The organism is Enterococcus sp. DIV0176, from assembly GCF_050528535.1.
GTDB classification, from domain to species: Bacteria; Bacillota; Bacilli; order Lactobacillales; family Enterococcaceae; genus Enterococcus_B; species Enterococcus_B thailandicus.
This window is the reverse complement of the sequence record NZ_CP172879.1, coordinates 1,657,283-1,677,281: the sequence shown is the minus strand read 5'-3', so window position 1 is coordinate 1,677,281 and position 19,999 is coordinate 1,657,283. Positions and strand designations below refer to the sequence as shown.

The following is a 19,999-nucleotide window of genomic DNA, read 5'->3' as shown; positions in this document are numbered from 1 at the left end:
ATGGCACAAAAAACAATGATTCAAGCAATCACTGATGCTTTAGCACTTGAACTAGAACATGATGAAAATGTCGTCATTTTTGGTGAAGATGTTGGTAAAAACGGAGGGGTTTTCCGTGCAACAGAAGGATTGCAAGAAAAATTTGGTGAAGATCGTGTGTTCGATACACCTTTAGCAGAATCAGGGATTGCAGGTCTTGGGTTTGGTTTAGCTTTAGAAGGATTCCGTCCAGTTCCTGAAATTCAATTCTTTGGCTTTATTTTTGAAGCAATGGATGAAGTTGTTGCGCAAATGGCGCGTACGCGTTATCGCATGGGTGGAACAAGAAACTTACCAATCACGATTCGTTCACCATTTGGTGGTGGTGTGCATACACCAGAATTGCACTCAGATAATTTAGAAGGATTGATTGCACAGTCACCTGGTATTCGTGTGGTGATTCCATCAAATCCTTATGATGCAAAAGGTTTATTAATTTCTTCAATCAGAAGTAATGATCCAGTTGTTTTCCTAGAACACATGAAACTGTATCGTTCTTTCCGTGAGGAAGTGCCAGATGAAGCGTATGAAGTACCTTTGGATAAAGCAGCAGTAACTCGTGAAGGATCAGATGTTTCAATCATTACTTACGGTGCAATGGTTCGTGAAGCAATCAAGGCTGCGGATAAATTAGCGCAAGAAAATATTTCGGTTGAAATTATTGATTTACGAACAGTTGCTCCTCTTGATATTGAAACAATCATTCAATCTGTTGAAAAAACAGGCCGTGTAGTTGTTGTTCAAGAAGCACAAAGACAAGCAGGCGTTGCCGCACAAGTGGTTTCTGAAATTTCAGAACGCGCGATTCTTTCTTTAGAAGCACCAATCGGACGTGTTTCTGCACCTGATACTGTCTTCCCATTTGGACAAGCGGAAAATGCTTGGTTACCAAACGCTTCTGATATTGAAGCAAAAGTCAAAGAAATCGCAGAATTCTAAGAAAAGAAGGGGAAAATTCATGGCTTATCAATTTAAATTACCGGATATCGGTGAAGGGATTGCAGAAGGCGAAATCGTAAAATGGTTCGTTAAAGCAGGCGACACGATCAATGAAGACGATACATTGTTAGAAGTTCAAAACGACAAATCAGTTGAAGAAATTCCATCTCCTATTACAGGAACGGTTAAAAACGTATTAGTTCCAGAAGGCACTGTGGCAAATGTGGGTGATGTTTTAGTAGAAATCGATGCACCTGGTTATGAAGATAGCGAACCAGCTGCTCCCGCTCAAGAGCAAACACCTGAATCTCCTGCTGCAACACCAACAGCTGAAGGTTCTGGTGAAGGCGTCTTTGAATTTAAATTACCGGATATCGGTGAAGGAATTGCAGAAGGCGAAATCGTAAAATGGTTTGTTAAAGCAGGCGACACAATCAACGAAGATGATACATTATTAGAAGTCCAAAATGACAAATCAGTTGAAGAAATTCCATCACCTGTTACTGGAACAGTCAAAAACGTATTAGTTCCAGAAGGTACTGTGGCAAATGTGGGAGATGTTTTGGTAGAAATCGATGCACCAGGACATAACACAAGTCAATCTTCAGCACCAAGTACGCAAGCACCAGCTGCGGTAGCTCCTCAAGAAACAAAAGCTGCGACATCAACAGTTGTTGCTACAGCTGACGAATCAAAACGCATTCTTGCAATGCCTTCTGTTCGTCAATATGCTCGCGAAAAAGATGTAGATATCTCACAAGTAACTGCTACTGGAAAAGGTGGCCGTATCACGAAAGAAGATATCGATCAATTTGCTTCAGGCGGTACACCTGTTCAAGCAACTGCACCAGAAGCAGCACCAACAGCTGCAAAAGCAACGCCAGAAGCACCGGCTGCTGCACCAAAAGCAGAACCAGCTGCATTCAAGTCTGGTCAAGCAGAACGTGAAACTCGTGAAGCATTAACACCAATGCGTAAAGCAATTGCTAAAGCGATGGTTAATAGCAAACACACAGCGCCACATGTCACTTTACATGATGATGTTGAGGTTTCAAAACTTTGGGATCACCGTAAGAAATTCAAAGATGTTGCTGCTGAAAACGGCACAAAATTAACTTTCTTACCATATGTTGTTAAAGCATTGACAGCAACTGCGAAGAAATTCCCAGTATTGAATGCGTCAATTGATGACAAAACACAAGAAATTGTGTACAAACATTACTACAATATCGGTATTGCAACTGACACGGATCACGGGTTGTATGTACCAAACATCAAAGATGCAAACATGAAGAGTATGTTTGCAATTGCTGATGAAATCAATGAAAAAGCAGCATTAGCGCACGATGGTAAACTTTCTGCCCAAGATATGCGTGACGGCTCAATTACAATCAGTAATATTGGTTCTGTTGGTGGTGGCTGGTTTACACCAGTTATCAACTATCCTGAAGTTGCTATTTTAGGTGTGGGTACAATTGCACAACAACCAGTCGTGAATGGCGAGGGTGAAATCGTTGTTGGTCGCGTGATGAAATTATCATTAAGCTTTGATCATCGAATCGTTGACGGTGCAACTGCACAGAAAGCAATGAATAACATCAAACGTTTATTAGCAGATCCAGAATTATTATTGATGGAAGGATGAGTGGAAAATGGTAGTAGGAGATTTTGCCATTGAGTTAGATACAGTTGTAATCGGTGCTGGACCTGGCGGCTATGTAGCTGCCATCCGTGCCGCAGAAATGGGACAAAAAGTTGCCATTATTGAACGTGAGTATATCGGTGGAGTTTGTTTGAATGTAGGATGTATTCCTTCTAAAGCTTTGATTTCTGCCGGTCATCATTACCAAGAATCATTAGATTCAACTTTATTTGGTGTAACAAGTAAAGAGGTTGAGTTAGACTTTACTAAAACACAAGATTGGAAAGACAATCAAGTTGTTAAAAGTTTGACAAGTGGTGTTGGAATGTTGCTTAAAAAACATAAAGTAGAAATCATCGAAGGAGAAGCTTTCTTTGTAGATGACCACACATTACGTGTTATTCATCCTGATTCTGCTCAAACATACTCATTTAACAACGCAATCGTTGCAACTGGTTCTCGTCCAATCGAAATTCCAGGATTTAAATTTGGTGGACGCGTGTTAGATTCAACTGGTGGTTTAAACTTGAAAGAAGTTCCTAAGAAATTTGTGATTATCGGTGGCGGTGTTATCGGTGCTGAATTAGGTGGTGCTTATGCAAACCTTGGATCAGAAGTTACAATTTTAGAAGGCTCACCTTCAATTTTACCAACTTATGAAAAAGACATGGTTAAACTAGTTACCGATGATTTCAAAAAGAAAAATGTTACAGTGGTCACTTCAGCAATGGCGAAAGAAGCGATTGATAACGGTGATAGTGTAACAGTGAAATATGAAGTAGATGGCAAAGAACAATCAGTTGAAGCTGACTTTGTTATGGTTACAGTTGGTCGTCGTCCAAATACGGATGATCTTGGTTTGGAACAAGCTGGTGTTGAAATCGGCGAGCGTGGATTGATCCCCGTTGACAAACAAGGCCGAACAAATGTGGCTAATATTTTTGCAATCGGTGATATTGTTCCTGGTGCGGCGCTTGCTCACAAAGCAAGTTATGAAGCAAAAATTGCTGCTGAAGCTATTTCTGGTAAAAAAGTTGCTGTTGATTACAAAGCAATGCCAGCTGTTGCATTTACTGATCCTGAACTAGCAAGTGTTGGGATGACGATTGCAGAAGCGAAAGAGGCTGGGATTGAAGCAAAATCGTTCAAATTCCCATTTGCAGGTAATGGACGTGCTATTTCATTAGGAAAAACAGAAGGATTCTTGCGTCTAGTAACAACAATTGAAGATCACGTGATTATTGGTGCGCAAATTGGTGGTGTTGGAGCAAGTGACATGGTTTCTGAACTTGCTTTGGCAATTGAATCAGGCATGAATGCTGAGGATATTGCTTTAACAATTCATCCACATCCATCTCTTGGTGAAATTACAATGGATACAGCTGAATTAGCTTTAGGGCTACCAATTCATATCTAAAAAATCAGTTTATGAATTTTAAGATGTGCGACAGTTGATGTCGTACATCTTTTTTTGTTAGCTAGAGAAGGAAATCAGGGAGTTTTGTTATACATAACACTTTTTTTATCGTAGAATGAAGAAAGATTATAGTAAACGGAGCGATTGAAATGTTGAAAGAAGAACGTTGGAATGCGATTGTAGCTTTAGTAGATCAAAAAGGAACGATTAAAGTGAGTGAAATTGTTGAACGTCTATCGGTTTCTGACATGACTGTTCGCCGAGATTTAACAGAGTTGGAAGAAGCGGGACGCCTGAAACGGGTTCATGGCGGCGCGCGAAGTCTAAATGTTTATCAACATGCCGAGCTTTCTCATCGTGACAAACAAATTATTAATAGCGAAGAGAAAAAGGAAATTGCGCAAAAGGCTGTGCAACTAATCAAAGAAGATGAAACAATTTTTCTGGGACCTGGGACGACCATTGAGTTATTGGCAGAAATTATGGAATTTGAACGTTTGCGCGTAGTAACTAATTGTTTGCCAGTATTCAAAACATTGAGTAAAAAACAAGGAAATTTAAAAGTGTACTTAGTTGGTGGCGAAATGCGTGAGCTGACAAAATCATTTTTTGGCGAAATTTCCAACAAAGCATTACAAGATATGCATTTTCATAAGGCATTCTTCAGCAGCAATGCAGTGAAGGATGATGAAGTGATGACTGCGACGATCGAAGAAGGACAAACACAAGCAATTGCTCTAGATAATTCAATCGAGCGCTATTTATTGATTGATTCATCCAAGGTGGGGAAACAAGATTTTTATTCTTATTATCGATTAAAAGATATTACAGCAGTTGTGATGAATAAGGACGATTATGATACTTACCAAAAACTGGAAAAAGAAGTTCAGGTGATCGTTTAGCTTTCTTTATAAAATTTTTTATAAAAGAAAAGACCAAGACGCTGGTAAAAAAAGAGACTGGGACAAAACCCCAGTCGTTCTTAACACATTTTACAATTTAAAAAACGCCTAAAATCAACGTTTTCAAAAACGGATTTTAGGCGTTTTTTTCGAGTTAGGTTACTTCTGTTCCGGTCTCGTTTTTCGAATAAATGGTGTTCTCAAACCAAAATTTTGTTATAGCTTACGCTTGCTTCAAAAGACGTGGAGCTATTTTTGAAGTATCTGCTAACTATCTAGTCAGAGATGAATAGTTTGAGCTAAACACTTTGCGCCACAACCTTATACACGGTGTTCTCAAAGCAGCTTCTTCGACAATAAGTCTTTTTTCATAAAAACATGAGAAACTGTTTTTAGAAAAAATTTCTTATTGCTTGAAGCTAAACACTTTGCGCCACAACCTTATACACGGTGTTCTCAAAGCAGCTTCTTCAACAATAAGTCTTTTTTCATAAAAACATGAGAAACTGTTTTTAGAAAAAATTTCTTATTGCTTGAAGCTAAACACTTTGCGCCACAATCTTATACACGGTGTTCTCAAAGCAGCTTCTTCAACAATAAGTCTTTTTTCATAAAAACATGAGAAACTGTTTTTAGAAAAAATTTCTTATTGCTTGAAGCTAAACACTTTGCGCCACAACCTTATACACGGTGTTCCCAAAGCAACTCCTCGAAATAATTCGTAACTGTCTCAAAATATGAAAAGATATTTTTGACAGTTGCTCATTATTTTGTCAGAGCTGACCGCTTTGCACCACAACCTTTTTTACATAGTAGCTTTTTCCGCAGCGTAAGCAGCATTTCTTTTTTTCATTTGACGAGCATACCAAACAAAAATCAATAGGTAAGCGACAAGTGCTAAAATCGCATACAGAATAAATTCAATTTGCCCTTGAGAAGCATGACCAACTAAATAGCCCAAGAATTTTTCGACTGGACCTTCCATTGTAGTGTGAGAAATCAAGGAATCAGCATTTAGCCCTGCTGGGAACGCACCAACTTTTTTTGCAGTTTCTGTAACGAATGGAGCAATCAAGGTACCTGACCATAAGAATAACGGTAATTCGATTGCACCAATGACAATCATACGAATCAATTTACCGCGAGTCACAACTAATAGGGCGGGTGTAACACCCATAGCGATGATACCACCTAAAGGTAATAATTTATTTCCTGGTAAAACAATCGCTTCAAGAAGCATGATCGGTGCTAACACATTGGCAGCAGCCCAAATTTCTGCACGACCAGCAATGAAGGGCCAGTCTAAACCGATATTGATGGTCCGACCTTTTAATTTGTTTGAGGCAAAATCTGTAATTCCTTGTGATAAAGGCTCAACAGCAGCAATGAACCATGCGCCAATCAAAGAAAATAGCTCTAAACAGACAGCGGCAGTGAATGCGAGTGAGAAGATTTCGGTTGGTGTTTGACCAGCTAGTAGGCCAACAAAGATACCTAAGTAAATCCCGATAGCAAATTTTGATCCCCAAAAACCGATTTTGCTATTTAATTTGGCAGCGTCGAAGTCATATTTATCTAACCATGGGAAAACTTTATCAAAAATTTTATCGAAAACCATGATAATTGGATTCATCATATAGTTCATATGTGTGGTAGTCATTGGGTTTGAATCAGGTGCATTTAACAAATCGTTGAAAGTTGGCTTCATCAAGTCAGAATTGATGATTTTTAAGACACCGATAAAAATAACCAACAGTGTAGCAATCAATAGATTTGCTCCGCAGAAAATGGCGAATAGACCGACAATTGATAAATGCCAAATGTCAAAAATATCAACATCTAATGTGTTTGTTTTATTTAAGAACAACATAACAACGTTGACGATAACCATAATCAATAAGAAATACAACGTGTAAGGGGAGCCCCAAGTGATTGTTGCTAGAGGAGCCCAGCCAACATCGGTGATATTTAATGAAATACCGGTACGTTCAACAAAATCGGTCATTGCGCCCGAAAATGCAGTCGTTAGAATACCAATAATTGCACCAATCCCTGTTAAGGCAATCCCTAATTTCAGCCCGCCTTCCAGTGCGCGAGTGGGCTTGACTTTAAAACAAAGCGCGATCAGTGTTAAAACAATAGTCATCAAAGGTGCAGCCCCTAAGTTGATTAGAGGCTGGAAAATCGTATTTGCGATATCAATAATTGCATTCATGCTCTTTTCTCCTTTATGTCAAGTTGAAAATCATTTTTTCTTATTTTTGAATCGATTGGATTGCTTGTTCCATTTGAGAATACACAGGTTCAGCCATTGCAGGGATGCGGTATAAGATCGCACCAGCATCAACGATTGGAATGTTGACTGGGAAACCAAGATCGGTATTTGCGATTTGTGCAAAAATATCGTAGTGAGAAAGCATTTCTTGGTTGATGTCTTTAATCATGACCGCGTCACAAGAAACTTGATACCCACGTTTACCTAGTTCATTTTCTAATGCAGATTTGATTTGGTGGCTTGAGTTAACGCCTGCACCACAAGCGGCTAAAATGTTAATCATTCGAAATTCCTCTTTTCTTATTTTTGAATTGATTGAATTGCTTGTTCCATTTGAGAATACACAGGTTCAGCCATTGCAGGGATGCGGTATAAGATCGCACCAGCATCAACGATTGGAATGTTGACTGGGAAACCAAGATCGGTATTTGCGATTTGTGCAAAAATATCGTAGTGAGAAAGCATTTCTTGGTTGATGTCTTTAATCATGACCGCGTCACAAGAAACTTGATACCCACGTTTACCTAGTTCATTTTCTAATGCAGATTTGATTTGGTGGCTTGAGTTAACACCCGCACCACAAGCAGCTAAAATTTTGATCATTTCAGAACACTCCTCTAATTAAAATTCTTTTCTAAAAATGTATAAATTTCCTTTGGGTCTTCATATGAGAAAAATTTTTGTAACTCCTTTTTGTCAACAGAATTGATAAAGTCCATGATGTCTGCCAACATACCCGCTTGTTCTGCACCATTTTCATTTAAAATCATAAATAAAAAGGAAGCATCCAAAGTGTCTGATGGCCGAATCATGTGATGAAATAAAATTGGGTGCGTTAATTTGATTGGAACGATTCGAGTCGTTTTGACGAACTCGCTTTCAGTATGGGGAATCGCAATATCTGGCAAAGATGAATCGATGGGCGATAAGTCTAACCCAGTTGGATAATTGGCCTCTCTTTCTAATAAATGATCGAAAAAGTCTTCAGTGACTAATTCTTTTTCTACTAAATCTAAATAAACTTCCTCAAACACCTCTGTTTGGGTTTGTTTATTTGAAACATAGACTGTTTCGGGGAAAAAGAACGTAGTAGTTGTTGACATATTTCCTCCTCCTTTGTTTGAAAATGTTTGTATATCTCAATTACACCTACAGTATAACCGCTTACATAAGAAAGTCAAGCATCTTTTCAAAAGAAAATAAACATATTTTTGCTTTTTGGTGTTGATATTTGTTTGTAAATGTTTTATTATGTCGTTGGAAAGGTGGTGCCTATGTTGAAAAGTGAACGGCAACGTTCCATTTTAGAATTGTGTGAGCAGTTTGGCGTTATTACGGTGAAAATGATTCAAAAAAATTTACCAGTGTCAGATATGACGATTCGTCGAGATTTAGATGAACTGGCTCAGCAAGGTAAAATCGAGCGTGTGCATGGTGGTGCACAGAGTAAGGGATATGCCGAATCTGCGATAACGATAAGAGAACAGCCACTGACAGGGGTTGAGTTATCTCATACTGAGAAAAAAGCCATCAGTATAGAAGAAAAAAAGTATATTGCAAAAAATGCTGCTAAAAAAATTTCAGCAGGAGATACGATTTTTTTAGGATCTGGAACAACCATCGAATTAATGACTCAATTTATTCAAGAAGGGCCGTTACGGATCGTGACGAACAGTTTGCCAGTTTTTAATTTGCTAGAAAAAAAGGAAGATCTCGAGCTGTATTTAGTAGGTGGTTCTTTTCGTAAGAAGACCGGTGCATTTGTTGGTTCTATGGCAAATGAGACGATTCAAAAACTAAGTATCGAAAAAGCATTTGTCGGCGTGAATGGTATTTTGGACGAGCACGTCTTCACCTTCAGCATTGAGGAAGGAAAGTTCCAGCAATTAGTCTTGGAAAAAGCACACAAAAAATATTTAGTAGGTGATGCGCATAAATTTGGCCATAGCGACTTTTACAATTTTTATTCACTTACTGAAATCGATGGTTTTTTTACGGATTACACAATCTCAGAGGAAATGAAAACTCAATACGAACAATATACTCAAATTTTTAATTGATTAGAGGAGGAGTACAGATGAAAATCGTCATTGGATCAGATGAACAAGGAATGAAATTGAAAGAACCAATCAAAGAATATTTACTTAAAAAGGGTTTTGAAGTGGTTGACAAAAGTGAAACCGCTTCGACTGATTTTATCGAATCAACATTAGCTGTAGCAACAGACGTTTTAGCTGAAGAAGGAAGTCTTGGAATTGCATTTGACGGATATGGTGCAGGAAGTTTCATGACAGCAACAAAAGTGAAAGGTATGGTAGCGGCGGAAGTATCTGATGAGCGCTCAGCTTATATGACTCGAGAACATAATAATGCGCGAATGATTACGATTGGCTCAGAAATCGTTGGTGAAGGACTAGCCAAAAATATCGTCAAAGAATTTTTAGCAGCTGATTATGATGGCGGACGTCACCAAATTCGCGTAGATATGTTAAATAAAATGGCGTAAAAAGAAAAGGATGGTAAATATTCATGAAAATAGCTATTGGTTGTGACCATATTGTGACAGATGTAAAAATTGCTGTTTCAGATTTTTTGAAAGGCAAAGGATATGAAGTTATTGATATGGGGACATATGACTTTACACGAACACATTATCCTATTTATGGCAAAAAAGTAGGTGAAGCAGTTGTCAGCCATGAAGCAGATTTAGGCGTATGTATATGTGGAACTGGTGTAGGAATTAATAATGCAGTCAATAAAGTTCCTGGTGTCCGTTCTGCTTTAGTTCGCGATATGACAAGTGCGATTTATGCGAAAGAAGAATTGAATGCGAACGTGATTGGTTTTGGTGGGAAAATCACCGGAGAATTTTTGATTTGTGATATTATCGAGGCCTTTATTCAAGCGAAATACCAAGAAACACCTGAAAACAAACGTTTGATTGCAAAAATCGATCACGTTGAAAAAAATCATCCAGAGCAAGCAGATGAACATTTCTTTGATGAATTTTTAGAAAAATGGGACCGTGGCGAGTACCACGATTAAAATGGAGGTGAAAAAATGATTGTCACGATCACAATGAATCCTTCAGTTGACATCTCTTATCCGCTGGAACATTTTCAACTGGATACGGTCAATCGTGTTTCGAAAGTGAGGAAAACTGCTGGCGGTAAAGGATTAAATGTCACACGAGTCTTAGAACAGTTGGGTGCCGATGTCTTAGCAAGTGGCTTATTGGGTGGTGAACTGGGCGATGCCATCCAACATGAGTTGACAAGTGCAGGGATTAAACATGCGTTTTCACCTATTAGTGGTAAGACGCGAAATTGCATTGCCATTTTGCATGAAGGGAAACAAACAGAAATTTTAGAACAAGGGCCGGTCATTTCAGCTTCAGAAGCGGAAGACTTTTTAGTTCATTTTGAACAGTTGGCAGAAGATGCAACGATTCTAAGTTTCTCTGGGAGTTTGCCGGCAGGATTACCTGTTGATTTTTATAGTGAAATGTTGGCGATTTGTCAGCAAAAGAAGAAACCAGTCGTACTAGATTGCTCAGGGAAAGCTTTGCAAGCCGTTTTGGAAAGTCAGGAAAAACCAACAGTAATCAAACCGAATCTGGAAGAGTTATCAGAACTATTAGCGTTTGAAGTGACCAATGAGTTGCCAGTTTTAAAAGAAGCATTAAGAAATGAACGTTTCGCTGGGATTGAATGGATCGTTGTTTCACTGGGAGCGCAAGGCGCTTTTGCAAAGCATGGAAATACTTTTTATCAAGTAAACATTCCTAAAATCGACGTGGTGAATCCAGTTGGTTCAGGGGATGCGACAGTTGCCGGTATCACCTATGCGTTGGAACAAGGGAAAAGTGCAGAAGAATTATTGAAAATAGCCAATGTTTTAGGAATGTTAAATGCGCAAGAAGCAGTAACTGGTCAAGTAAACTTAATGAATTTCCCTCATTTATATAACCAAATCAAGGTTGCGAAAGTTTAACTAATTATTTGACAAAATACATCAAACATTGAAGTGATTGATGATGAAACTCAATAAGGACGGTGCAAAATCAATGATTGGAACTAAAGGAAAACAAGCATATATTGAGCAACTAACGGATGAAAATAAAATTATCAGTGCATTAGCCATTGACCAACGGGGCGCATTGAAAAAAATGATTGCGAAACATCAAGCAATCCCCGCAACAGATGAACAAATTGAAAACTTCAAAAAAATCGTTTCAGAAGAATTAACCCCGTATGCTTCAGCTATTTTGTTGGATCCTGAATATGGCTTGCCGGCAGCTCAAGCGCGTGCAGAGAGTGCTGGGTTACTTTTAGCTTATGAAAAAACAGGTTATGACGCTTCGACACCGGGACGATTACCCGACCTTTTAGCAGATTGGTCAGTGAAACGGTTAAAAGAACAAGGTGCGGATGCCTGTAAATTTTTATTGTACTACGATGTGGATGAAGCTACCGAAATCAATCAACGAAAACAAGCGTTTATTGAACGAATTGGATCAGAATGTGAAGCAGAAGAATTGCCATTCTTCTTAGAGCTAGTTTCTTATGACGCTGAGAATGCGGATAGCGCATCTTCAGCATATGCCAAAGTTAAACCACATAAGGTGATTGAGATGATGAAAGAATTTTCTCGCGAACGCTATCATGTTGATGTATTGAAAGTAGAAGTCCCAGTCAATATGAATTATGTTGAAGGGTATGCAACTGATGAAGTTGTTTATACACAAGCTGAAGCTGCGGCTTATTTCAAAGAGCAGACAGAAGCAACTTCATTGCCTTTTATCTTTTTGAGTGCAGGAGTGTCTGCCGAGTTGTTCCAGGAAACATTGCGCTTTGCTAAAGCGGCAGGGTCAACATTTAATGGTGTCTTGTGTGGACGAGCAACGTGGGCAAATGGTGTGGAACCATTCATTGTTGAAGGGGAAGTAGCTGCACGCAAATGGTTAAACCAAACTGGTCGAGAAAATATCGAGGCATTGAACACTGTATTAAAGGAAACAGCAACGCCAGTTTCCTTATAGGTAACATTTAGCTAATAACGTAACTGAGCATTTTTAGCAAAAAAACTGTAGCGATGACGAATAAGTGATCGGCTACAGTTTTTTGTTTTGATTTTTTGAAGTAAAAGCTTTATGACAAAAATTTCCGTTATTTCGGAATCAAATTGTCCTTAATAAAAAGAAACCGTTTTTATATACTAAGTGAGTAGAAAGAAAGGTGGAAGAAAGATGAAAAAAATTGTTGCAATCACCTCTTGTCCAGTTGGAATTGCCCATACATACATGGCTGCTGAAAATTTAGAAAAAGCTGGGAAAGAACTTGGTGTCGAAGTGAAGGTCGAAACACATGGTTCGATTGGTGTAGAGAACGAGTTAACAGCCAGCGACATCAAAGAAGCAGCAGGTGTCATTATCGCGGCTGATACGAAAGTTGATAAATCACGCTTTGGTGGTAAACCACTAATCAATGTGGGCGTTCAAGATGGCATTCATCATGCGAATACATTAGTTGAAGATATCTTAACAGGAAAAGCGCCTGTTTTTGAAAGCGCTCTGACAGATGTTTCTGCTGAGAACAATGGCGAAACAGAAGGACTAGGGAAAAAAGTTTATAAAAGTTTGATGAATGGTGTTTCTTATATGGTGCCGTTTGTTGTTACCGGTGGGTTGTTGATTGCAATTTCATTGACTTTAGGTGGGACAGCGACGCCAGAAGGAATCAAAATTCCTGAAGGCACGATCTGGGCAACGATGAACAGTATTGGCGGAATTGCTATGGGCTTGATGGTTCCTATTTTGTCAGCGTTTATTGCGCAAAGTATTGCGGATCGTCCGGGCTTAGTTCCAGGGTTTGTCGGTGGCATGTTGGCAGCTAACGGTGCTTTATATGGAAGTGATGCAAATGCTGGTTTCCTAGGTGGGATCATCACAGGGTTCCTAGCTGGATTTATTGCTTTGGGAATCAAAAAAATTCCTGTACCGAAAGCTTTGCAATCCATTATGCCGATTATCGTCATTCCGATTTTAGGTTCACTGGCAGTTGGCTTTGTCTTTATCTATGTTATTGGTGAACCTGTTGCGCTTTTGTTTAATTCATTGACACAATTCTTAGCAGGTATGCAAGGTGGAAGTGAAGTTGTTTTAGCGATGATTCTTGGTGCGATGATTGCTTTTGATATGGGTGGACCTTTTAATAAAGTTGCCTTTTTATTTGGATCAGGATTGATTGCTGAAGGAAATTACTCAATTATGGGGCCAATTGCAGTTGCCATTTGTATTCCTCCTTTAGCGTTAGGTTTAGCTTCATTGATCTTGAAAACGAAATTTACAAAAACTGAGCGAGAAGCAGGAAAAGCTTCGTTAGCGATGGGCTTGTTTGGGATTACAGAAGGTGCGATTCCATTTGCCTCAACTGACCCATTACGTGTTATTCCAAGTATTGTAGTTGGTGCGATGACTGGTAGTGTAATTGCGATGCTTTCAGGTGTAACTGACCACGTTGCACATGGTGGACCAATTGTAGCGGTGTTAGGTGCAGTTGATCATGTGGCAATGTTCTTTGCAGCAGTGATTGCTGGAATCGCAGTAACTGTTTTAATGTTAAGAATCTTGAAACCAACTTTACAAGTTACACCAGTTGTTGCGACACCAAACGGAGCAATGCACCTAGACGAAGTAGAAGACGCAGAAACTGAACCAACGATTGCTCCAGAAAATTTTGATTCAATCACAGAAATCATGACAGATGATACGATTGTTTTAGACACAACTGAAACAACAAAAGATACCGTTGTTGAAGATTTAGTACAACGTTTAGGGAAAACAGGTCACATTACAGATACAGCAGGGTTTAAAAAAGCAATCTACACTCGTGAAAATGAAAGTACAACTGGAATTGGGATGGGTATCGCAATCCCTCATGGTAAATCAGCCCATGTTACCAAGCCAACACTTGCTTTTGCGAGAAGTCAACAAGGAATTGATTGGCAATCACTCGATGGTGACCCGGCGCATTTGATTTTTATGATTGCTGTTCCAGAAAATAGCCAAGGAGATATGCACTTAAAAATTCTCCAACGTCTTTCACGCAAATTAATGGATGATGACTTCCGCCAAGCATTGATGGAAGCCCCAAATAAAGCGGCTGTTAATCAATTATTAAGCGAAATGTAACATAAGATGAAAAATCGACTGTGATGAGACATAATAGATGTGTTATCATAGTCGATTTTTTTATTCAGAAGGGAGCTTCTTTTCTTAATGAATCAACGCCAGCAATCTTTAATTTATCAATTAATAAAAAATAATAGTTATTTAACTACCAAAGAATTAGCAACGTGCTTCCAAGTTTCTGAGCGCACTATCCATAGTGACTTAAACAAAATCGAAGACTGGTTGAATGCGCACCAATTACCTTTAATTATTGAAAGAAAAAAAGGAACAGGTATTTTACTAGTTGGCTTACCTCATGAAAAAGATCAGGTCAAACGTCTGCTGAATGAAAAGACTGAAACAGAGCTGGAGAAAAGCCAGTTAAGGCAATTGTTGATTTTTCATTTGTTAGTTGCAAAAGACGGTCTCAGTCTTGAAGAATTAGCAGAGAAATTATTTGTTGGTCGCCGAACAGTCAGAAAAGAATTAACTGATTTGCAAAGTTTTTTCCAACAACATCATTTAGCGTTAGTGTCAAAAACAAAACTGGGCACATTTATCACCGGTGACGAGCAAGAAAAAAGGCGACTGCTGGTGAAAACATTACGTAATATGCAAAAAGCAGATCCACAAAGTCCATCCTTGAAGGAATTTTTTGCGAAAGATACACTAAAAGTAATCCAACATACGTTGCGCGATGTCTTCTATGAGAATCAGCTAGAGGAACCAGCAGGCTTGTCTACTGTTGAGATTCATATTTATTTTATGTTAGAACGCATGAAGCAATTGCAAAAAGTCAAATTGAGTGAAGATGAAAATGAAGCAGTCAATCATACGCAAGCGCAAAAAATCAGTAGCCAAGTCTTAGCCAAGTTAGCAAACGTGTATCCAATTGAATTTTCACCGGATGAAATCAACTATTTAGCGTTAAGAATTGCTAACTTATTTTCTAAATCTCAGTCTGCTGCACGCTTTCAAGGTGAAGCAGATGAATTAGCCCTTCATTTGATTGATCAAGTTGAGCAATTCTTAGGTTATTCATTGAAAGAAGACCAGCTTTTGGCACAAAATTTAAGTTCTCATTTATCTTCCACTTATTTTCGTTTGAATTATGGATTAACGATTTCAAATCCGTTAACGAAAAATGTTTTTAGCACGTATACGCAATTATTTTTAGTTCTGCAATTGATTTTGGAGGATTATTTTGATAAAGAACCCTTTTATGTGCCGCAAGATGAGATTGCTTATTTGACGATCCATTTCCAAGCGGCAATCGAGCGCCACCAGCATCAAAAAAGTCGGAGATACCAAACGATTTTAGTTAGCGAATACTCAAAGGCAATGGCAACTTTTCTTGAAGCGAGACTTAATCGAGAACTTCCTGAATTGACAATTTTGGATTTAGTTGAGCATAGTTCTGAGCTGAATGCTGAAGAATTTCCACCGGTTGATTTTATTTTGACGACGCTCCCTTTTCAACATGAAAGCATTCCTGTAATCGAAATTTCACCGATGATTACGGAAACAGATTTATCGAGGTTGGCGAAATACATGCTAGAGCATGTGCCAAATAAACGAACAAAAACGTTTGATTTGGCAAATTTCACGAATCCATTCTTGATTTTCTCGCATTTAGACTTAACAGACCCTACAGAAATCTTGTCTTTCATGGGAAATGTCTTAGTTGAAAATCAATATGTTCATCCGGAATTTATTGAATCTGTTTTAGAGCGAGATCGCCATTCAAGTACGCGGGTCGCATCACTAATCACGCTTCCCCATGGCAATCCATTTTATGTGAAGCATTCAACGATTTCGATTGCGACGATGAAGCAACCAATTACTTGGCACGGTGAGCAAATCTGTGTTGTTTTGTTGCTGGCGGTCAAGAAAAATGATTTGAAACATCCAGAATTCAAAAAATTATTCTCCGTCATTCATTATTTAGAGAAGCAGCCTGAACGTATGAACGAATTGTTGCAAACAGATCATCCGTTAGAAATTTTAACTTTGTTGTCTAGCTATGAGTAAAAGATATCCAAAGTTAAGAATAGTTGAACATATTTTTTTGAATAATAAATGTTTTTTTATATCTGACATTATTTCGTATATGATTTTCAAATCCATTTTGCTACTTTATTAGCGAAATATTTGTATTATGAAAAAAGTATGGTATCATTAAGTTAGTTCAAATTATTAGATTTTCTTAAGGTAACACTGCCCGTTAGTGAAGTTTCAGGCAGTGTTACTTTTTTTGTTTATTTATGAAATAAAATTAGTTAAAATGTTATTATAAGAAAAACATTGTGTTTTTTTAGTAAAGAGTTCTTTTGTTAATTATGGCAATCATTTTGATGAAAGTAATATGTTAATTAAGTTTGGGTAGGACTGAACGTTATTGCGTACATAATAATAGGAGATAAAATTGGAAAAGTTAGGGAATATAGGTGAGCAAAATGAATCATTTAGTTGACGGGATGTTTGAAACCTTATTTTTTGAGTCAAACAGTCGAAACAAACTTCATTTATTTAAATATTTGATTGTGCAAGAACAAAAAGTTTCGTTAAAAAGTGTAGCAAAACAGTTTAATCTTTCCTATCAAGGAATACAAACATTGACGAAAGAAATTATTCAAGATGAGTTACAAGAACATGGTCAATCGCAATTTATCTTAAAAACGGGAAAGGTTCTTCGGGAGCAAGAAGTACAATTATTTACGATTGACAGTTATCGTTTATTTTTGCTAAAAAAAGAAAGTGTTACGTTTACCTATTTAGTTTATAAAGTGCGTCATCCTAATAAAAATGAACTCAGTTATGCGCAAAAACACTTGATTAGTATCTCAACTTTTCATCGAAAAATTCAATTGCTAAAAAATCTTCTAGCAGTTTATCAAATGAATCTAACACTTAAAACGACAAACGATCTTCAAGAAACGGCTTATCGGATCTTTCTTTACTTTTCATTGTGGTGGGGATATCGCGGGCAAGAAAATTTATTTACTTATCTAGGTAATGAAAAGAAATATCAGGTGATTGCGAATCAAGATAGCTCATTTATCACAAAACAGCAGCTGGTTTTGCTATTAAATGTGTTGGAAAGTCGCTATTTATTAAAAAAATATTTAACGAATTTTGAGTTACAGGACGGATTACATACCCTCTTTTACGATTATGGAGCTCCTTATGCTGAATTATGGCATCACACACCGAAAAAGGTCAGAAGTGCAGAGAAAAAATTCTTGAGCACGTTTATCAATTTGTTTATCTTGAATGAGCGGATCGCCACGGAACAAAAGAGAGTATTTGCCAGACAACAATTAAAACAAAACAAACAATTAGCCGAGTTTGTCAAAACGTATCTGAGATTACTTGAAAAAAATCAATTTGAAATCATCAGTGACAGTGAGTTTGTGTATGATGTCTTGCTTTTTTCAGGAATGGTCAACAACTTGATTGGGGAAGAAGCCAAAGAAATTATCCAGCTTATTCAACAATTGTTACCAGCTAGCTATCAAAAAACGTTAGTCGCATTGAAAGGAAAAGTGATTGAACAGGAGGAACTACAAGTCGCAACAAAAAGCAGACCTTTATTGGTGCTCTGTGTATTGTTGACACTTCACTACCGTAAGTATCGCGTGCCATCAGTGACCGTTGGTTTACCTAAAGAATTGGGAATCATATGTATCAAGGATTTGCAATCATTTTTGGGAAGCTTTGGCTTTGTCAAAGTCATTATTCTTGAGGATATTTCAACTAACTCCTGTGATTTACTTTTAATCAATTATTCGCTCATGAAACAAAAGGTGCCAAAAAAACAACGATATTATTATTGGGATCAAAGTAATTTTCCAGAAAATTACACCGCACTTGAAAGAAAAATTTTTGAAGAAAAAAATAGAAGAACTACTGAAAATCATTGAGTTTTCAGTAGTTTTTTTATTTTTTTAAAAGATAAGTAAAGACTGATTCCATGAAATTTGAAAAAGCGTCATTTATTTTTTGAATTTTGAAGAGGAAAGCATAAATTATGCTTGTTATACTAATTTTCGTTGGCTGACTTCTCAATATCTGAAAAAAATTTTTTTAAATAATGGGAAGTTGACTATCCAAGAGGGTGCTACTATTTAATAGAAGGACAGGAGGAATTTTAATTGTTTACGTTACCAAATTATTTATTTGAACCGCTATCTTGGATTTGTACAGCGTTGATTGTACTTGTTTTTGCAAATCTATTATTTTTTACAGCATTATCTGTTTTTGGTCTCATCACGCCAAAAAGAGATTATGAAATAGTTGCTCCGAAAAAGAAATTTTTATTTTTGATTCCTGCGCATAACGAAGCGGCAGTAATCAAAGAAACTGTCGAAGCGTTAGTTCATCAGGATTACGATCCTAACTTATTTGACATTGTGGTGATTGCTGATAACTGCACTGATAATACAGCAGAGATTGTACGGAGTATTGGCAAAGCAAAAGTGTTTGAAAACACATCGAAGCCTGATGAACCAAGAGGGAAACCACATGCAATTGCAAGCTTCATCAATAATGAAAGTTGGCAAGAGTATGATTATATTGCATTTATTGATGCGGATAATATTGTGGAACCTAACTACTTAACAGAAATGAATTCACAAAGTATTGCTCATCCGGAATTTGTAGTCATCCAAGGATATTTGGGTATGAAAAATGTGTTTACATCGATTACAGCATCTGGTTATTCTGCTGTGTACTTTATTACTAATCGTGCGGTTCAATTTGCCAATTATGTTTTAGGCTGGAATGCAGCGATTGGTGGCACAGGATTTATTTTAGACACAAAATATTTAATGGAACGTGGCTGGAATCCAAGAAGTTATACAGAAGATTTCGAGTTGCAAGTGGAGTTGTCAATGAATGGGTTAAGAAGTGGTTGGAATCAGTTTGCAGTTGTCCATGATGAAAAACCAAATAGCTTTTTAGCAAGCCATCATCAACGAACACGTTGGGCGCAAGGACACTGGTATGTAGCATTTTCAACAACTTTTAAACAAATTAAGTCGTTATTTAAATCAAAACACTTCAATGAACTAATGAGTAAGATTGAAACCTTATTTTATTCTTATTCAATGGTTCGTCCGGTAGCTTACTTAATTATTTTAGCATTAGGAATTATTGATATTCGTTTGTTGAAATACTTACCTAATTTGTTTTCTGTTATCACATTCTGGTTAACAATGGAAGCATTCAACTTTTTGATTATACCGACCGTTTACTTTATTGAAGAAGGTAAGGACTATTTCCAATTGAAAAACACTTGGTGGAAAAAAATCCTGTTTTTCATTCGCTTGGTTTACTGCTTTATTTATAATTCGTTAACGTATATGATTGCGCAAATCGTAGGCTTCTTTACGTGGTTCAAGCCACAAAACAAATGGAACAAAACAGTACATTCCGTACAATACAAAGATTTGGAAGGTGAACAATATGCAAGTACAAAATAATTTGAAGTTAGATCAAAAAACAAGTCGTCATCAGACGAAGAAAGAACATCGCGCAGGTTATTTCGGAAAAAATTTGGTTTATTTAGTGGTAATTGCAGGAATTTTAGCATTTTTCTTTATCAGTGCATAAG

Annotated in this window: 18 protein-coding genes; 14 read left to right on the top strand and 4 right to left on the bottom strand. The window is 37.5% G+C overall.

The genetic code is table 11. The annotated features are described in order from the left end of the window. The 4 genes from IGJ66_RS07790 (at position 1) to IGJ66_RS07775 (ending at position 4,939) form a co-directional block, all read left to right on the top strand. Positions 1–978: an alpha-ketoacid dehydrogenase subunit beta gene (locus IGJ66_RS07790; RefSeq protein ID WP_071869279.1), complete on the top strand. Its 978-nt coding sequence runs from the start codon at positions 1–3 to the stop codon at positions 976–978. A 19-nt stretch (positions 979–997) separates the two neighbouring features. After that, positions 998–2,623 (top strand): dihydrolipoyllysine-residue acetyltransferase, encoded by a 1,626-nt coding sequence (locus IGJ66_RS07785; RefSeq protein ID WP_430616464.1) that lies wholly within the window; start codon positions 998–1,000, stop codon positions 2,621–2,623. Between the two features lie 7 nt (positions 2,624–2,630). Continuing rightward, positions 2,631–4,037, top strand: a complete 1,407-nt coding sequence (gene lpdA / locus IGJ66_RS07780; RefSeq protein ID WP_270492439.1) for a dihydrolipoyl dehydrogenase — start codon at positions 2,631–2,633, stop codon at positions 4,035–4,037. Positions 4,038–4,186: 149 nt separating this feature from the next. After that, complete coding sequence (locus IGJ66_RS07775; RefSeq protein WP_075491360.1) at positions 4,187–4,939, top strand: DeoR/GlpR family DNA-binding transcription regulator; 753 nt, start codon at positions 4,187–4,189, stop codon at positions 4,937–4,939. A gap of 805 nt (positions 4,940–5,744) precedes the next feature. On the opposite strand, the gene IGJ66_RS07770 is transcribed toward IGJ66_RS07775, so the two are convergent. Genes IGJ66_RS07770 through IGJ66_RS07755 form a run of 4 tightly spaced genes read right to left on the bottom strand, consistent with a single transcriptional unit; the run spans position 5,745 to position 8,317 of the window. Next, a complete protein-coding gene (locus IGJ66_RS07770) occupies positions 5,745–7,154 on the bottom strand; it encodes a PTS galactitol transporter subunit IIC (protein WP_270608535.1) in 1,410 nt (469 codons plus the stop codon). A gap of 40 nt (positions 7,155–7,194) precedes the next feature. Then, entirely contained in the window at positions 7,195–7,497 is a 303-nt protein-coding gene (locus IGJ66_RS07765; RefSeq protein ID WP_075491361.1) for a PTS sugar transporter subunit IIB, read from the bottom strand. Positions 7,498–7,514: 17 nt separating this feature from the next. Next, the gene (locus IGJ66_RS07760; protein ID WP_067481217.1) at positions 7,515–7,817 is read right to left on the bottom strand and encodes a PTS sugar transporter subunit IIB; all 303 of its coding nucleotides are present in this window, start codon (positions 7,815–7,817) and stop codon (positions 7,515–7,517) included. A 14-nt stretch (positions 7,818–7,831) separates the two neighbouring features. Next, entirely contained in the window at positions 7,832–8,317 is a 486-nt protein-coding gene (locus tag IGJ66_RS07755; protein WP_430616463.1) for a PTS sugar transporter subunit IIA, read from the bottom strand. Between the two features lie 171 nt (positions 8,318–8,488). Here IGJ66_RS07755 and IGJ66_RS07750 point away from each other — a divergent pair, with 171 nt between their 5' ends. The 10 genes from IGJ66_RS07750 (at position 8,489) to IGJ66_RS07705 (ending at position 19,998) form a co-directional block, all read left to right on the top strand. Further along, entirely contained in the window at positions 8,489–9,274 is a 786-nt protein-coding gene (locus IGJ66_RS07750; RefSeq protein ID WP_075491362.1) for a DeoR/GlpR family DNA-binding transcription regulator, read from the top strand. A 17-nt stretch (positions 9,275–9,291) separates the two neighbouring features. Beyond that, a complete protein-coding gene (gene lacA, locus IGJ66_RS07745; RefSeq protein ID WP_067481223.1) occupies positions 9,292–9,720 on the top strand; it encodes a galactose-6-phosphate isomerase subunit LacA in 429 nt (142 codons plus the stop codon). A 23-nt stretch (positions 9,721–9,743) separates the two neighbouring features. Next, a complete protein-coding gene (gene lacB, locus IGJ66_RS07740; RefSeq protein WP_067481225.1) occupies positions 9,744–10,259 on the top strand; it encodes a galactose-6-phosphate isomerase subunit LacB in 516 nt (171 codons plus the stop codon). Positions 10,260–10,274: 15 nt separating this feature from the next. Continuing rightward, on the top strand, positions 10,275–11,207 hold the full coding sequence (gene lacC, locus IGJ66_RS07735) for a tagatose-6-phosphate kinase (protein WP_086270871.1): 933 nt from the start codon (positions 10,275–10,277) through the stop codon (positions 11,205–11,207). Positions 11,208–11,280: 73 nt separating this feature from the next. Continuing rightward, the gene (gene lacD / locus IGJ66_RS07730) at positions 11,281–12,255 is read left to right on the top strand and encodes a tagatose-bisphosphate aldolase (RefSeq protein WP_172843750.1); all 975 of its coding nucleotides are present in this window, start codon (positions 11,281–11,283) and stop codon (positions 12,253–12,255) included. Between the two features lie 207 nt (positions 12,256–12,462). Then, the gene (locus IGJ66_RS07725; protein ID WP_430616462.1) at positions 12,463–14,406 is read left to right on the top strand and encodes a fructose-specific PTS transporter subunit EIIC; all 1,944 of its coding nucleotides are present in this window, start codon (positions 12,463–12,465) and stop codon (positions 14,404–14,406) included. Positions 14,407–14,493: 87 nt separating this feature from the next. Continuing rightward, positions 14,494–16,416: a BglG family transcription antiterminator gene (locus IGJ66_RS07720; RefSeq protein ID WP_270344817.1), complete on the top strand. Its 1,923-nt coding sequence runs from the start codon at positions 14,494–14,496 to the stop codon at positions 16,414–16,416. A 425-nt stretch (positions 16,417–16,841) separates the two neighbouring features. Further along, positions 16,842–18,308: a helix-turn-helix domain-containing protein gene (locus IGJ66_RS07715; protein ID WP_430616461.1), complete on the top strand. Its 1,467-nt coding sequence runs from the start codon at positions 16,842–16,844 to the stop codon at positions 18,306–18,308. A 231-nt stretch (positions 18,309–18,539) separates the two neighbouring features. Further along, entirely contained in the window at positions 18,540–19,868 is a 1,329-nt protein-coding gene (locus IGJ66_RS07710) for a glycosyltransferase family 2 protein (protein ID WP_067481235.1), read from the top strand. Next, positions 19,852–19,998, top strand: coding sequence for a hypothetical protein (locus IGJ66_RS07705; RefSeq protein ID WP_271026780.1), 147 nt, complete (start codon positions 19,852–19,854; stop codon positions 19,996–19,998). Before IGJ66_RS07710 ends, IGJ66_RS07705 begins: the two co-directional genes overlap by 17 nt. The last annotated feature ends 1 nt before the right edge of the window (position 19,999 follow it).

Excerpts from the sequence above, each read along its gene's own strand:
- IGJ66_RS07715 (WP_430616461.1), top strand. The coding sequence starts at position 16,842 with ATGAATCATTTAGTTGACGGGATGTTTGAAACCTTATTTTTTGAGTCA.
- lpdA (WP_270492439.1), top strand. The coding sequence starts at position 2,631 with ATGGTAGTAGGAGATTTTGCCATTGAGTTAGATACAGTTGTAATCGGT.
- IGJ66_RS07725 (WP_430616462.1), top strand. The coding sequence starts at position 12,463 with ATGAAAAAAATTGTTGCAATCACCTCTTGTCCAGTTGGAATTGCCCAT.
- lacB (WP_067481225.1), top strand. The coding sequence starts at position 9,744 with ATGAAAATAGCTATTGGTTGTGACCATATTGTGACAGATGTAAAAATT.
- IGJ66_RS07770 (WP_270608535.1), bottom strand. The coding sequence starts at position 7,154 with ATGAATGCAATTATTGATATCGCAAATACGATTTTCCAGCCTCTAATC.
- IGJ66_RS07790 (WP_071869279.1), top strand. The coding sequence starts at position 1 with ATGGCACAAAAAACAATGATTCAAGCAATCACTGATGCTTTAGCACTT.
- IGJ66_RS07705 (WP_271026780.1), top strand. The coding sequence starts at position 19,852 with ATGCAAGTACAAAATAATTTGAAGTTAGATCAAAAAACAAGTCGTCAT.
- IGJ66_RS07775 (WP_075491360.1), top strand. The coding sequence starts at position 4,187 with ATGTTGAAAGAAGAACGTTGGAATGCGATTGTAGCTTTAGTAGATCAA.
- IGJ66_RS07755 (WP_430616463.1), bottom strand. The coding sequence starts at position 8,317 with ATGTCAACAACTACTACGTTCTTTTTCCCCGAAACAGTCTATGTTTCA.
- IGJ66_RS07765 (WP_075491361.1), bottom strand. The coding sequence starts at position 7,497 with ATGATTAACATTTTAGCCGCTTGTGGTGCAGGCGTTAACTCAAGCCAC.
- IGJ66_RS07785 (WP_430616464.1), top strand. The coding sequence starts at position 998 with ATGGCTTATCAATTTAAATTACCGGATATCGGTGAAGGGATTGCAGAA.
- IGJ66_RS07750 (WP_075491362.1), top strand. The coding sequence starts at position 8,489 with ATGTTGAAAAGTGAACGGCAACGTTCCATTTTAGAATTGTGTGAGCAG.
- IGJ66_RS07760 (WP_067481217.1), bottom strand. The coding sequence starts at position 7,817 with ATGATCAAAATTTTAGCTGCTTGTGGTGCGGGTGTTAACTCAAGCCAC.
- lacD (WP_172843750.1), top strand. The coding sequence starts at position 11,281 with ATGATTGGAACTAAAGGAAAACAAGCATATATTGAGCAACTAACGGAT.
- lacC (WP_086270871.1), top strand. The coding sequence starts at position 10,275 with ATGATTGTCACGATCACAATGAATCCTTCAGTTGACATCTCTTATCCG.
- lacA (WP_067481223.1), top strand. The coding sequence starts at position 9,292 with ATGAAAATCGTCATTGGATCAGATGAACAAGGAATGAAATTGAAAGAA.
- IGJ66_RS07720 (WP_270344817.1), top strand. The coding sequence starts at position 14,494 with ATGAATCAACGCCAGCAATCTTTAATTTATCAATTAATAAAAAATAAT.